Annotated in this window: 12 protein-coding genes; 6 read left to right on the forward strand and 6 right to left on the reverse strand. The window is 68.4% G+C overall.

Annotated elements, in window-relative coordinates; genetic code table 11:
- Window positions 1-45: 45 nt before the first annotated feature.
- From nadC to MEU52_RS15715, 3 genes are all read left to right on the forward strand, one after another.
- Window positions 46-882 carry a carboxylating nicotinate-nucleotide diphosphorylase gene (gene nadC / locus MEU52_RS15705; protein ID WP_238122206.1) on the forward strand — a complete coding sequence of 279 codons (837 nt, stop codon included), beginning with the start codon at window positions 46-48 and terminating at the stop codon, window positions 880-882.
- Window positions 883-988: 106 nt separating this feature from the next.
- Entirely contained in the window at window positions 989-3,034 is a 2,046-nt protein-coding gene (gene phnN / locus MEU52_RS15710; RefSeq protein ID WP_238122205.1) for a phosphonate metabolism protein/1,5-bisphosphokinase (PRPP-forming) PhnN, read from the forward strand.
- An 88-nt stretch (window positions 3,035-3,122) separates the two neighbouring features.
- Window positions 3,123-4,325, forward strand: a complete 1,203-nt coding sequence (locus MEU52_RS15715) for a GGDEF domain-containing protein (protein ID WP_238122204.1) — start codon at window positions 3,123-3,125, stop codon at window positions 4,323-4,325.
- A gap of 12 nt (window positions 4,326-4,337) precedes the next feature.
- Here MEU52_RS15715 and MEU52_RS15720 read toward each other — a convergent pair whose 3' ends face one another.
- The 5 genes from MEU52_RS15720 to MEU52_RS15740 all read right to left on the reverse strand — a co-directional run bounded on the left by MEU52_RS15720 (window position 4,338) and on the right by MEU52_RS15740 (window position 9,339).
- Window positions 4,338-5,003: an SH3 domain-containing protein gene (locus tag MEU52_RS15720; RefSeq protein ID WP_238122203.1), complete on the reverse strand. Its 666-nt coding sequence runs from the start codon at window positions 5,001-5,003 to the stop codon at window positions 4,338-4,340.
- Between the two features lie 136 nt (window positions 5,004-5,139).
- A complete protein-coding gene (locus MEU52_RS15725; protein WP_238122202.1) occupies window positions 5,140-5,829 on the reverse strand; it encodes an ABC transporter ATP-binding protein in 690 nt (229 codons plus the stop codon).
- The gene (locus MEU52_RS15730; protein WP_238122201.1) at window positions 5,826-6,980 is read right to left on the reverse strand and encodes an ABC transporter permease; all 1,155 of its coding nucleotides are present in this window, start codon (window positions 6,978-6,980) and stop codon (window positions 5,826-5,828) included. Before MEU52_RS15730 ends, MEU52_RS15725 begins: the two co-directional genes overlap by 4 nt.
- Window positions 6,977-8,140 (reverse strand): efflux RND transporter periplasmic adaptor subunit, encoded by a 1,164-nt coding sequence (locus tag MEU52_RS15735; protein WP_238122200.1) that lies wholly within the window; start codon window positions 8,138-8,140, stop codon window positions 6,977-6,979. The genes MEU52_RS15730 and MEU52_RS15735 overlap by 4 nt, the downstream gene beginning before the upstream one ends.
- Window positions 8,141-8,670: 530 nt before the next feature.
- On the reverse strand, window positions 8,671-9,339 hold the full coding sequence (locus tag MEU52_RS15740) for a DUF3313 domain-containing protein (RefSeq protein ID WP_238122199.1): 669 nt from the start codon (window positions 9,337-9,339) through the stop codon (window positions 8,671-8,673).
- A gap of 521 nt (window positions 9,340-9,860) precedes the next feature.
- Here MEU52_RS15740 and MEU52_RS15745 point away from each other — a divergent pair.
- From MEU52_RS15745 to MEU52_RS15755, 3 genes are read left to right on the forward strand one after another with little or no spacing between them, the layout of a single operon-like run.
- Window positions 9,861-10,844, forward strand: coding sequence for an ABC transporter substrate-binding protein (locus tag MEU52_RS15745; protein ID WP_238122198.1), 984 nt, complete (start codon window positions 9,861-9,863; stop codon window positions 10,842-10,844).
- Between the two features lie 28 nt (window positions 10,845-10,872).
- Window positions 10,873-11,679, forward strand: a complete 807-nt coding sequence (locus MEU52_RS15750) for an ABC transporter ATP-binding protein (protein WP_238122197.1) — start codon at window positions 10,873-10,875, stop codon at window positions 11,677-11,679.
- On the forward strand, window positions 11,676-12,440 hold the full coding sequence (locus MEU52_RS15755) for an ABC transporter permease (RefSeq protein ID WP_238122196.1): 765 nt from the start codon (window positions 11,676-11,678) through the stop codon (window positions 12,438-12,440). Before MEU52_RS15750 ends, MEU52_RS15755 begins: the two co-directional genes overlap by 4 nt.
- Window positions 12,441-12,493: 53 nt before the next feature.
- Here MEU52_RS15755 and MEU52_RS15760 read toward each other — a convergent pair whose 3' ends face one another.
- Window positions 12,494-13,432 carry a quinone oxidoreductase family protein gene (locus MEU52_RS15760; protein WP_238122195.1) on the reverse strand — a complete coding sequence of 313 codons (939 nt, stop codon included), beginning with the start codon at window positions 13,430-13,432 and terminating at the stop codon, window positions 12,494-12,496.
- Window positions 13,433-13,650 lie beyond the last annotated feature (218 nt).

The raw sequence follows: 13,650 nt of genomic DNA on the forward strand, positions 1-13,650 counted from the left end.
GGAAATTAGTTTGTATACATATGAGTTAACACGGGAAAACCAAGCATGTTCGATCGCCTCCACACCGAACGCCTTATCGATCTGTGGTTCCAGGAAGACGTCGGCCAGGGCGACCTGACCGCCACCTTGATGATCGACGCGGATGCCATCGCCACTTTCGATTTCAACGCCCGCGAGCCCATGGTGGTGGCGGGCATCGACGTGGCCGTCATGGTGGTGCAGCGTTATGTGCCGTCCGCCCAGCTCGACGTGCGCGTCAAGGATGGCCAGCGCATCGCGAAGGGTGATGTCCTGATGCGCGTCACCGGCCCGGCCCGCGGCCTGCTCACCGCCGAGCGCACCGCCCTCAACATCCTGCAGCGCATGTGCGGCATCGCCACCGAGACCGCCCGCTACGTGGAGGCCATCGCCCACACCAAGGCGTGCATGATCGACACCCGCAAGACCACCCCCGGCCTGCGCGGCCTGGAGAAGCATGCGGCGAGCTGCGGCGGCGCCCGCAACCATCGGCTCAGCCTCGACAACGGCGTGATGCTGAAGGACAACCACATCGCCGTTGCCGGCTCCATCACCGCCGCCGTCGCCCGCGCCAAGGCGGGTGTGCCGGTGCTCACCAAGGTGGAAGTGGAGTGCGACCGCCTCGACCAGGTGGAAGAAGCCCTGGCCGCCGGCGCTGACGTGATCATGCTCGACAACATGTCGCTCGAGGACATGCGCACCGCCGTGAAGATGGTGGATGGCCGCGTGCTGCTCGAGGCCTCCGGTGGCGTGCGCTACGAGACGGTGCGGGCGATCGCCGAGACCGGCGTCAACTTCATCTCCTCGGGCCGCCTCACCCAGAGCGCGCCGGCCGTGGACATCGGCCTCGACGCGCCCGAGTGAGCTCAAAGACCCCCACGGTCCGCCCCCACGGGGACGGACCTGACTGCGGCGTCCGCGGTGCGGGCGCCGCTCCTTCCTTTCGCAAGATGCTTCCGGTGATCTGACCATGACGACCCAAGGCACGCTCTTCCTGGTGGTGGGCCCCAGCGGAGCCGGCAAGGACAGCCTCATGGACCGCGCGCGCGCGCATTTCGGCGGCGATCCCAATTGGCTGTTCGCGCGGCGCATGGTGACGCGCCCGGCGGGCGCCGGCGGCGAGGATCATATCCCGATCACCCCGGAGGACTTCGCCCGCATGCGGGAGGAGGGCGCCTTCCTGTCGTCCTGGGACGCCCATGGGCTAAGCTACGGCCTGCCGCTGTCGCTGATGGCGGACCTCGCCGCCGGGCGCAACGTGGTGGCCAACGTCTCGCGCACGGTGCTGTCGCAGATCGCCCGGCGGGTGCCGCAGACCCTGGTGGTGCATGTCACCGCCCCGGCGGCCGTGCTGGCCCAGCGGCTGGCGGCGCGCGGGCGGGAAACCGCGCAGGACATCGCCGCTCGCCTCACCCGCGAGGTGAAGGCACTGCCTTCCGAGCTCGAGATCGTCACCGTGGTGAATGACGGCAGCCTGGAGGAGGGCGCCCGGCGCTTCATCGCCTGCCTGGAGGCCGGCCGGGCGCGGCTGCTGCGGGTGAAGGCGGTGGCCATCGACAGCTGGCACGACAATATCGCCTACCTGCACAAGGACTGCCGGGCGGTGCCGGCGGAGGAATTCCTCGGCCCCGGCCGCATCGATGTGCGCGGCAACGGCGCCAGCGTGCGGGCGCGGGTGCACGTGACCGACCGTGGCGACATCGTCGGCCCCAACGAGGTGGGTTTGTCACAGCATGCATTCGAGGAGCTGGCGCTGCCGGAAGGCGCGTCGGTGGAGGTGGAGCGCACCCCGACACCGGCCAGCATGGATGCGCTGCGGGCCAAGATCCGCGGCGAGGCCCTCGACGAGGCCCGCTACGACATGGTGATCCGCGATGTGGTGGAAGGGCGCTATGCCGACCGCGAGGTCGCCGCTTTCCTTGTCACCGCCGCCGCCTCGCTCACCGATGCGGAGGTGGAGGCGCTGGCCCGGGTGCGGGCCAATCACGCCCATCGCATGGTCTGGAACGAGCCCATGGTGGCGGACAAGCATTCGCTGGGGGGCATTCCCGGCAGCCGCATCACCATGATCGTGGTGCCCATCGTCGCCGCCTATGGCATCGCCATTCCGAAAACCTCGTCCCGCGCCATCACCTCGGCGGCCGGCACCGCCGATGCCATGGAGACCCTGGCGCGGGTGGATCTGACGGTGGACGACGTGCGCCGGGTGGTGGAGGGCGCGCGCGGCTGCATCGCCTGGAACGGCCGGCTCAACCATTCCCCGGCGGACGACGTGATGAACGCCATCACCCGGCCGCTGGGCATCGATTCCGTACGCTGGTCGGTGGCCTCCATCCTGTCGAAGAAGCTGGCGGCCGGCGCCACCCATGTGGCCATCGACGTGCCGGTGGGCCCCCGGGCCAAGACCCGCACCTATGAGGAGGCGCACGAGCTGGTGCGCCTGTTCGAGACCGTGGGGCGGGGGCTCGGCCTGGTGGTGGAGGCGCACGCTACCGATGGCTCCGGTCCCATCGGCCGCGGCATCGGCCCGGCGCTCGAGGTGCGCGACGTGCTGCAGGTGCTGGAGGGGCATCCCGACGCGCCGGTGGATCTGCGCGAGAAGGCGCTGTTCTTCGCCAGCCGCATTCTGGCGTGGGATCCGCAGCTGGGCCTCGGCAAGGCCCGGGCCCGGGCCGAGCAGCTGCTGGCCTCCGGCGCGGCCCGCGAGGCGCTCGATCGCATCGTCGACCTGCAGGGCCGGCGTGCCGCGCCGATCCTGCCGGCGCCCCTGGTGGGCGAGGTGCGGGCCACGGCGGCGGGCGAGGTGCGGCTGATCGACGGCTGGCGGGTGGGCGGTATCGCCCGGCGCGCCGGTGCGCCCGCCGACAAGGGCGCGGGGGTGGATCTGGTGGCCCCGGTGGGCAGCACGGTCGCGGCGGGGGATCTTCTCTACCGCATCCATGCCGGAACCGAGACCGACCTGCGCGCCGCCCTGGCCGACGCCCACGCGGATGCCGGCTACCGGCTGGCGGAGTGAGTGAGCCGCCGCGTCCACTCCGCGCCTTTCGCTTGACGTTGCCCGCCACGGCCGCGCTTATGGCGCAAATTGGCCTGCGGGTGGCGGGATGCAGCTCGACTTCCAGACCCTCTACGTCATCATCCTCCTGAACTCGGTCGCCTTCTGCGTGGTCTGGGCTGGTTTCGCGTTTGTGCACCGGCAGGTGCCCGGGGCGCGATTCTGGCTGGCCTCGTCCTTGGCCACCACCCTGGGTGGGGTGCTGATGTCGGGCGATGCCAGCGCTTATGGCCGCGCGTTGATGGTGTCGGGCAATGTCTGTGTGGTGTTCGGCTTCGGGCTGATCTGGGCCGGCACCGAGCAGTTCTACGGGCGGCCGCAGCCACGCTGGCGTCTGATCGCGCTGATGGCGGCGGTGGCGCTGGTGGCCGGCGTGCTGGCGGACGACACCCGTCCCAGCCAGAATGTCGCCTATGCGGTGACCCAGGTGCTGCCGCTCGGCGCCATCCTCATCACGCTGCTGCGGCGCGGGCGGGGCAGCCTCGGCTCCCTGGTGGCCGTGGCCGGCGTGGGCCTTGCCCTGTGCGGACAGGCCACCGAGGCCACGCTCAACCTGATGCGGATCGCCGGGCACCTCTCCACGGACGATTATTATGCGGTTGCCTCGCTGCTGCTGGTGGCCGTCATCATCGGCGCCAGCCTATGGAACCTCGGCTTCCTGCTGATGGCGATCGACCGCCTGCATGCCAAGCTCGCCGCTTTGGCGCTGTTCGACGATCTCACCGGACTGCCCAATCGCCGGGCCTTCCTGGAGAGCCTGGAGCAGAGCCTGACGCGGGTGCAGACCAATGGCCGGCCGCTGTCGCTGATGATGGTGGACCTCGACCGCTTCAAGGACATCAACGACAGCTTCGGCCATGGTGCCGGCGATGCCTGCCTGCAGCATTTCGCGGCGCTGTGCGTCCGCTCTATCCGGGCCGGACACATGGTGGCGCGGCTCGGCGGCGACGAGTTCGGCATCATCCTGGAAGGGCTGGAGTCCGACCGGGTGGCCCCCCTGGCCGAGAGGCTGGTGGCCCTGGTGGCGGCCTCGCCGCTGCACTGGCGCGGGCGTGCCGTGCCGCTCAGCGCCAGCCTCGGCATCGCCATGTGGCATGGCTCGGAAGAAACCTCGGTGGCCGGCCTCATCGAGGAGGCCGACCTGGCTCTTTACGAGACCAAGCGACGGGGTCGCAACGGCTACACCCTCGGCCAGCCGCCGGGCTCCGCCCGCACCCGGCTCGCGTCCCGCGCCGGCGCGCACGAGGGCTGACCACGCCCGGGGTCAGCGCCCGAAGCTGCGGGTGGCGGTGCCGCCATGGGGGCCGACACGCGTGACGTTGCAGGATTGGTCGGCGCGGCTGCAGGTGCGGCTGCGGGAGGCGGTGTTGCCTGCGGGGCCGGTGACGCTGCGGTTCGCCGTGCAGGTGCCGTTGGCACAGGTGCGGGTCTGGCTGGCGGAGCCGCCATAGACGCCGGTGGCCGAGCGGGTGGCGGTGCAGGCGCCACCGGCGCACGTCACCGCGCGATCATAGGTGGTGACGCGGCCGGGCCGGTACGGCGGCGGCGCATAGCGGGCCCAGCTGCCGTACCAGGGGTAGGTGACATAATAGCGGTCCCAATAGGCCCGGTTGAAGCTCACTACGGCAACCCCTACGGCCGGCGCCACCACCGGCGTGAGCACCACCGGCGCGCCCCGGTAGACCACCTGGACATAGGGGGCGGCGACCCAGCCGCGAAGCTGGCCGAGGGAGATGTCGCACCAGGTGATACCGGCCAGACAGCCATGGGTCAGTACCTGGGCTCCCGCGGGCACCACCGTCACCACCGGATAGGCGGTGGAGGGGCCGGCACGCAGATTTACGTTGCCAGTGGCCACCATCATTGTCGCGGCTCCCGCCATCGCCGGCAGCGCCAGCAGCATCATGAGCGCCAGTCCCAATCGTTTCATCAGCCCGGGTCTCCCTTCCTGACCGCCGCGCGGATATCCGGGGCGGTGCTGAACGGAGTGAAGGCTAGTGTGCGGCTATCGCCGGCGGCTGTCAGGCGTGTGGCAAACGGTATCGTTTCGTAACGGCGCGGCTGGCTCAGCCGTGGCCCAGGCGGCCGTCGCACAGTTCGATGGTGCGGTCGAACAGGTCGAGCGCCCGCGGGTCATGGGTCACCACCGCCACCGCCGCCTGCCGGCGGTCGGCGATCTCCCGAAACAGGGCAATCACCTGCCGACCGCGCACGCTGTCGAGGGCGGCGGTGGGCTCGTCGGCCAGCAGCAGGCGGGGCGCGTTGGCAAGGGCCCGGGCCACCGCCACCCGCTGCTGCTCGCCCCCGGACAGGCGCGCGGGGTGATTGTCCAGGCGGTGGCCGAGGTCGAGGGTTGCCAGCAGATGCGCCGCATAGGCGCGCGCCTCCCGTGGCCGGACGGAGTCGATCTCCAGGGCCAGCGCCACATTCTCCACCGCCGTGAGGAAGGGAATGAGGTTGGCCTTCTGGAAGATGAAGCCGATGTGGGTGCGCCGGAAGGTGCGCAGTGCGTCAAGATCCGTCTGCGCCGTCGCCACCGTCCGCCCATCCATGAGCACCTCGCCCGTGGTGGGCGGTTCCAGCAGGCCGGCGATCAGCAGCAGGGTGCTCTTGCCGGAGCCACTGGGGCCGAGAATGCCCACCACTTCACCCTGATGGATCTCAAGCGATACGCCGTCGAGCGCCCGCACCAGGCTGTCGCCGCTGCGATAATGGCGCGTCACGTCGCGCAGGCGGAGAATTGGCGTGGTGCTCATGACAGCACATCCTGCGCGCGCACCTTCAAGGCGCGGGAGATGCCCAGCAGGCTCGCAAAGCCGCAGATGACCGCGACCGCCAGCCCGAGCAGGGCGATGTCCGCAGGCAGGATCAGCACCTTGCGCGGGAAAAAGGGAAAGATCAGCGCGGAAAGGCCGAGGCCAAGCACCAGACCGGCCGCGCCGATGAGAAAGGATTGTTGTGCGATCATGGAGATGATCACGCTATTCTCCGCGCCGATGAGCTTCAGCATGGCGATCTCGTGCAGCTTTTCCATGGTGAGCATGTAGATGATGAGGGAGACGACGATGCCGGTCACCACCAGCAGCACTGCGGTGAAGGCGAGGATCTGCACCCGTAGCCGCCAGAGCCGCTGGTTCAGCAGGAGGTCCCGCTGGTCGACGCGGCTGAGCACATTGGCATCGCCCCAGGCCAGGACGGCCCGGCGCACCGCCGCTTCATCGGCGGTGGGGGTCAGCGCCACCAGGACGGCGGCGATCTTGCTGTCCTGCGGCACGGAGCTGCGATTGGCGGCGGCCGGGCCGGCGCTGGCCCGCGCCAGCAGGACCTCTTCGCTGGTGCGGCGCTGAGCGATGGCGATGGCGTCGTTGACGGTTACGAACAGCAGGCCGTCGCCCCCCATGTCCACCATGCCGCGGGCCAGGCCGACAATGGTGTAGTCATCCTGTCCCAGCCGGATCATGTCGCCCAGCCGCAGGCCGATGCTCACGTCCGCAACCGCCTCGAGATGCCCGGAGGCGAGGAGCCGACCACTGTGCAGGGAGATCCAGTCGCCGCGATCCTGCGGGAAATCGAGGCCAGTGATGGACGCGCGCAACGACCGGCCGGCGAACGGAAACTGCTGGCTGAACTGCACGAAGCGGCGCGCGGAGGCGACCCCGGACAGGCCTTCGGCGCGCCGGTCCATGGTGCCGGCGACCGCCGAACCCTCCGCGAATGGCCCCTGGCGCCCACCCTGCACGATCCAAAGATCGGCGCCGATGCGTTCGATCACCAAGAGGGCGTCGGCGACGATGCCGCGGTAGAGGCCGACCATGCCGATGGAGGCCGTCATCAGGAAGGCGACGCCAACTGCAGTGAGCAGAAAGCGCAGCACGTTGAAGCGGATGTCCTTGAACGCAAGGTTCATGGGCGCTTCTCCGATGTGATCCGAAGGCCCGGATAGACGCCTTTCGGCGCAGTGATGAGGTGATCGCCTGCGACGAGCCCGTCGCGCACCTCCACGAACTGCCCCGAAGAGGCTCCGGGAGTGATGGCGCGCCAGCCGGCGCGGCCGGCTTCGGCCACGAACACACCCGTTTCGCCGTTCCGCGTGGTGATGGCGGTGAGGGGAACGGCCAGCTTTGGCGTGGGGGCGCCGAGCATCAGTACCGCATTGCCCCGCTGCCCCATGGCCCAGTTCTGCGGCAGGCGGCTTGGCGTGATGTCCACGGTGAACTCGCGGGTCTCGGTATCCACCTCGCGGCCGATCCGCCGCACCGTCGCCGCGATGTCGGTTGCGCCGAAGCGCAGCCGGGCGGGCTGGCCGGGCGCGAGGGCGGAGATGGTGCTTTCGTCGAAGCGGGTCGACAGGACGATGCTGGCGGGGTCCACCAGCTCCAGGATGGCGGCGCCCGGCGCGACGAGGTCGCCGGGGTTCAGCTTGCGGGCGACGATCACCCCGTCCATGGGGGCGCGGATGATGGATTTGTCCAAGAGCGCCCGGCTGGCGCGCACGCTGGCTGCCGCCGCCGCTTCGCTCGCCTCCGCCTGGCTCACCGCCGCCTCGGCTTTGGCTCCGTCGGCGAGGGCCTGGTCATGGGCCATCTGGGCCGCATCGAGGGCCGATTGGGTGGTGGCACCGGAGCCGATCAGCCGCTGCTGGCGACCGAGGGTGGCGAAGGCGTTGACGCGGGAGGCGGCCATGCGCCGGCGGTCGGCCTGGGCCAGCTCCACCGCACGCTGTGCCGCGGTGTGGGCGGCGATGGCGGAATCGAGCTGGGCCTCAAGATCATGAGCATCGAGCTCGGCGAGGATGTCGCCGGCATGCACCACATCGCTGATGTCCACGTGAACGGCGTGGAGCACCCCCTGCATATTGGCGCTGACGTTCACTTTGCGGATGGCATCGAGGATGCCTGGTCCTCGGATTTCGGCCTGAAACGGAGCGGCGACGAGGGGCCGTGTCTCGGCGGTGCGGGGCATGCCATAACGCCAGCCGAGGCCGATGGCGGCGATCAGGACCAGCGTTGCCGCCATGATCAGGGCACGCCGGCCCAGCCGGCGGGGACGCGGCGCGGGGCGGGGCATCCGGTCCTTCAGCCCGGGTTCCGCCGTCTCTTCCTCCGGCTGGACCGGTGTGGTGGACGCTGCGGAAATGTCTGAGGTTTCAGATCGTTTGAACCCGACGGCCAAGGCACCCACTCGCATCTCCCGGAACGGCGCGCCCGCGCTGCTGGCGGCCTGTCTTTTCCATCAGATGCCATGTTGTTTTCCGCGTTATGGCGTGTCGATTGGATGTGTAAGCGAGGTGTATCAGTCTGTATCAATTTGTGGATCATCATCGTGTCGCTTGCTGTGAATGCCTGCGTTGATGCAAATATTTCTCCATGAAACATTTGCTTTGTCCGGCCCAGCGGAGCTGATGATCGCAGACATCGCCGACATGCTCATCTTTCTGGACAATGTTCTGCTTATCGTCCGGGCGGGATGAAGAGACGCTGAACTTTGCTTTGCGGCTGGGGGGGTGGCGGCCCATGCGCGCAGCGCCGGTGGGATCGGGCCGGGCGACAGGAGGGCTGTGGCCCTGCCGGTGTTGCAAGTCGCTTGAGGGTGCCCCGTCAGGAAGCCTTGAGCCGGGTGGCCAGCGCCTGGGCGAGGCTCTCCGCCCCCGCCTTCAGGCCTTCGCGCGCCGCATCCAGCGGGCCGAGGGTGGCGGCGATGTTGAGGGCATGGGGATATTGCTTGGTCACCTGGGCCGAGAGCAGCGTCTGGGATGGGCCGTCGCGGAGCTCGACCGCATAGATCACCATACCGGAGAAGCGGCCCTCGCCGTCGGTCACCGCTTGCAGTCCGTTGAGCGCGAAGCCTGCGGGGGTGAGTTTGGTGGCCGTCGCCAGCACCGGCACATTGGCCTGGGCACCGGTCAGCGTGATCTGGAGCTGGACCACTGCTGGACCGGGCGCCGCCGCGAGGATGCCCTGGCGCTGCAGTGCCGCGCGAAACTGCTGCTGGGCGTCGGCCGCGAGCTGCGCTTTTTCGGCCCTGGAGAGAGAGCCGAACTGGTGGTCCGGCCCCTCATAGATCGCGACCGGACGCAGATAGACGGCGGAGTAGCGCGCCAGCGGGCGCCCCGGCGCCTCATAGGCATAGGGAATGCGCCTTGCGTCGGCACGGCTGTTGGGGGTGAGCGCTGGCGCCGACGAGAGGCCGACGTAGCGGGCCGGCGTCGGGGAATTGGCGCAGCCCACGAGGAAGGGCAGGGCCATCAGCAGGGGAAGACCCATCATTCGCAGCTGCGGGCCAGGGCGTGAGGGAAGGGCGGCGAGCATCCGGGCGTTCCAGGAGCGGGCCTGCAGCTGCGCGGCAGCGGCAACTGCGGCGGCGCTGGGGCCATGGGTGGAAAAGGAATTGGGACTTGTGGGCCGCCAGGTTTCGCCAGCATGTCCGGATGGTGTTGAAATGTTGCAGCGGGCTCCTGCCATCTGGCCCGATGCTCGAATGCGACCGTTTCGCAAGTTGGCACGGCTTACGCATGAGAGGCGGCTGTTCCGCCGCCGGGGCGGCGTCCGGTCGAGGCGCCGCTGATCGCAGAATGGGGTGTGTGCGTCGCAATTCGATGCGAGAGCCGCAACTGTGTCCGAGGCGGTGTTCTGGGCGACGTGTCTGGGGCATGAGAATGGGCCGGAACCGTGCCCATTTGTTGGTCGGCCGACGGGTGCATTTTGAGCAGGGAACGTTGTTGAATTTTGCTCAAATAATTTTTACATTCATAAAAATCGCCCACTGTTCCCACTCAGAGGAGAGAGCGATGCTATCCCGTCGCCTTGCCGTTATGTCCCTTGCCGCCGTATTGGCCGGTGGGGTTTGCCTGAGCGCCGCCCGCCCGGCGCTCGCCGCCGACAAGGTGAAGGTGGGGGTGTTCCCGGTGGGCGCCGCCTTGCCCTATTTCGTGGCCCTGAAACGGGGTTATTTCGCCGCCGAAGGCATCGAGCCCGAAACGGTGACGCTGGGCACGCCGGCCCTCATCGTGCAGTCACTGGTGACCGGGGCGGTGGATGCCACTTCCAACCTGGTGACACTGGAAGGCGCCAACATCAATGCGCGTCGGCCGGGCACGCTGAAATACTTCGCGCTCCTGGGCCAGAATCGCGATGACATTTTCGAGCAGTTCGTGGTGCGCGCCGACAGCCCGGTCAAGACTTTGGCCGATCTCAAGGGCACGCGGCTGTTCACCTCGCCGGGGCCGGCCAATATCGGCCTGTCGAAGGCGATCCTCGCCAAGGTGGGCTTGAAGGACGGCGTCGACTACCAGATGCAGGAGCAGCCGCTGGCGGTGCAGACCGGAGCGCTGAAGTCCGGCAGCTTCGATGGCGGCTACACGCTGGAGCCGGTGGCGAGCATCATGGTCAAGAGCGGCATCGCCCGCCGGGTGGAAGGTGGGGTGATCTCCACCTATCTCCTGGAGAACCCCAAGGCCCATGCCTATGCCGCCGGGGCCGCCTTCTCCGATGCCTTCATGAAGGCCAAGCCAGACGTGGCCGCGCGCTTTGCCAAGGCCTGGTTCCGCGCCATGGACGACGTGGCCAGGGATCCCTCGGTGCGCGCCTATCTCGTCACCGACATGAACGTGGCGCAGGACGTGGTGGAGGAGCTGCCGCTGCCCCATTTCGAGCGGGTCAAGGACCTAACCCCCGAGCAGATCGCCAATTTCCAGAAGTTTATCGACATCGGCGTCGCCCTCAAGGTGGTGGCGTCTGCGGTGGACGTCAAAACCATGCTGGCGCCCTATTGATCCTTCCCTTCCCAATGGAGGCGGCAAGATGCGCGCCGCGATGAAGCAAGTGTCGGGGGCGGTGGCTGCGGTGCCCCCGCCCGCCGACCATGTGGTGGTGAAGGGCCTCAGCAAGGGCTTTGCCGGCCAGCCGCTGTATGCGGATTTCGACCTGACCCTGAGCCGGGGCAGCTTCGTCTCCGTGTTCGGCCCCAATGGCTGCGGCAAGAGCACCTTGATCAACATGATCTCGGGCATTCTGCCCATGGATCGCGGATCGGTGCTGTTCGACGGCCGGCCGGTGAGCGAGACGCGCATCGGCTACGTGTTCCAGAACTATCGTGAGGCGGTGTTCCCCTGGCTGCGGGCCATCGACAACATCCGCTATCCGCTGAAGTTCCTGCCCCTGAGCAAAGCCGAGCGGGAAGCGCGGGTGGAGGCGCTTCTGGCGAGCTTCGACGTGAAGCTCGACCTCAATCGTTATCCTTATGAGATGTCCGGCGGCCAGCAGCAGCTGGTCTCCATCATGCGGGCCTTGGTGGTGGATCCCGAGGTGCTGTTCCTCGACGAGCCGTTCTCCGCCCTCGATTATGAGATGACCCTGTTTCTGCGCGATCGGCTGCAGCACGTGCTGGAAGGGCGGGGGGTGACCTCGCTGCTGGTGTCGCACGATCTCGACGAGGCGGTGTTCATGGCCGACGAAGTGCTGCTTCTCACCAAGCGGCCCACCACGGTGGCTGCCCGCATCGCCTTCGATGCGCCACGGCCGCGCACGGCGGATACCACGGTGACCGCGGATTTCGTGCGGGTGAAGGCGGAATGCCTGGAGATCTTTCAGCGCGAGGTGCGGCGATGATGTTCAGCCGGATCGGCCGTGGTGTGCAGGCGCTCGTGGGGGCGCTGATCTTGATCGCCATCTGGGAAGTGGTGGTGGTGCTTCGCCTGGTGGATCCGGTGCTGCTGCCGGGCCCAGGGGACGCGCTCCGCTCCTTCTGGGATGGCCTCGTGCATGGCACCTTGTGGGTGGATTTTTCCCGCACCATCTGGCGCACGGCGGCCTCGTTCGCTATCGCGGTGGTGGTGGCGGTGCCGCTCGGCATCGTGCTGGGCGCCTCGGAGCGGGTCTATGGCGCGGTGGAGTTCCTCATCGACTTCTTCCGCTCCACCCCCGCCTCGGCCATGTTTCCCTTGTTCCTGGTGCTGTTCGGGGTGGGCGATTTCACCAAGATCGCGGTGGCGGCCTTTGGTGCTGCCTTGGTGATCCTGTTCAACGTCGCCTATGGGGTGATGAACGCCCGCAAGCAGCGCCAGCTCGCCGCCCGTGTCATGGGGGCCGGCCCGCTTCGGGTGATGGTGGACGTGACAGTGTGGGAATCTTTGCCGCAGACCTTCGTGGGGCTGCGCAACGGGGTCTCCATCGCCCTTGTCATCGTCATCGTCGCGGAGATGTTCATCGGCTCCACCGACGGGCTCGGCCAGCGCATCATGAACGCGCAGATGGTGTTCGACATGCCGCAGATGTACGCGGCGATCTTCGCCGCCGGCGTGCTGGGTTACGGGCTCAATCTCCTGTTCATCGCCCTGGAGCGCCGGTTCGTCCATTGGAGCGGCAAATAGCCCGGGCGCTGGCAGGCCGGTGCCGCCGCGTGGGGCACCGGCACGCGGCGGCCTCAGGGCTCCAGCACCAGTTTGTGGTGGGGGAAATCCGCCTGCCGCTGCCAGGCGTCCGCCACCTTGGCGAGGGGCAGGCTCTCCACGGGGATGGCCATGTCGCCACGCAGCACGGCGGCGCACATGGCGGCATAGGCCGCGGCCTTCTCGGGCTGGGGCACGGTGCCGCTGGAAAAGCCCAGAAGCGAGATCTGCGGGCCGCGCATGAAGGCGGGGTTGAAGGGCATCTGTCCGCCGGCGCTGCTGCCGAGCTGCACCAGCCGCGCACCGGCCGAGGCCACCTGCAACGCGGTCGCCGCCGGCACCCCCCACAGGGGATCGATGATCACATCCAGCCGGTTGCCGCTCTGGGCGCGGATTGCGTCGGCGATGTCGCTTTCGCTGCCCTCCAGCACCACGGTGGCATGGGCGCCGGCGGCGCGGGCGCGCTCCAGGCCCTCGGCCGAGCGGGCGGCGGCGATGACGCGGCCGGCGCCCAAGAGGCGGGCCGCCTGCACCGCCAGCAGGCCGACGGCTCCGCTTGCCCCCAGGATCAGTACATGCTCACCCGGGACGAGCCTGGCGCGCCACGACAGGGAGAGCCAGGCCGTGAGGCCGGCGATGCCGAGGGCCACCGCCACCCCGTCGCTGATGCCGTCCGGTACCGGCAGGGTGCGCGCCGGCGTCACCAGCGTGCGTTCCGCCATGGCCCCGTAGGGCGCCTTGCAGCCGTTGAAATAGACCCGAGCCCCGTCGTCCATCAGGCCGACCCCCTCGGAGCCGGCGACGCTCGGCAGCTGCGGCATGCGGGCGGCGATCTTGCCGGCGGCGATGGCCAGGTCGATGGGATTGAGCCCGGCCGCCTTCACCGCGATGGTGGCGAAGCCGTCGGTGGGCTCGGGATCAGGAAACGTGCCGAACGTGGGCACGCCATAGGCGGTGAGCACCGCTGCGCGCATGGTGTGATCCTCCTGGTGATGCCTGTGGCGCTCCGGATGGGGCGCGATGAAAAGACCGCCGCGGCTAGCTCCGACGCGTGTCGCCGGCCTGCAGTCGCCCTCAAAAATTTTGATAACATTCAAAAACGGTTTGCGCAGCTTCAAAATGGCGCTTAGTCTCATTCGCAAGATCGAACAGGCCCAACCTGCGGGACGGTGCGGTTTCGACGTGCTTCCCA

The organism is Xanthobacter sp. NM-25, assembly GCF_022138605.1.
Lineage (GTDB): Bacteria > Pseudomonadota > Alphaproteobacteria > Rhizobiales > Xanthobacteraceae > Xanthobacter.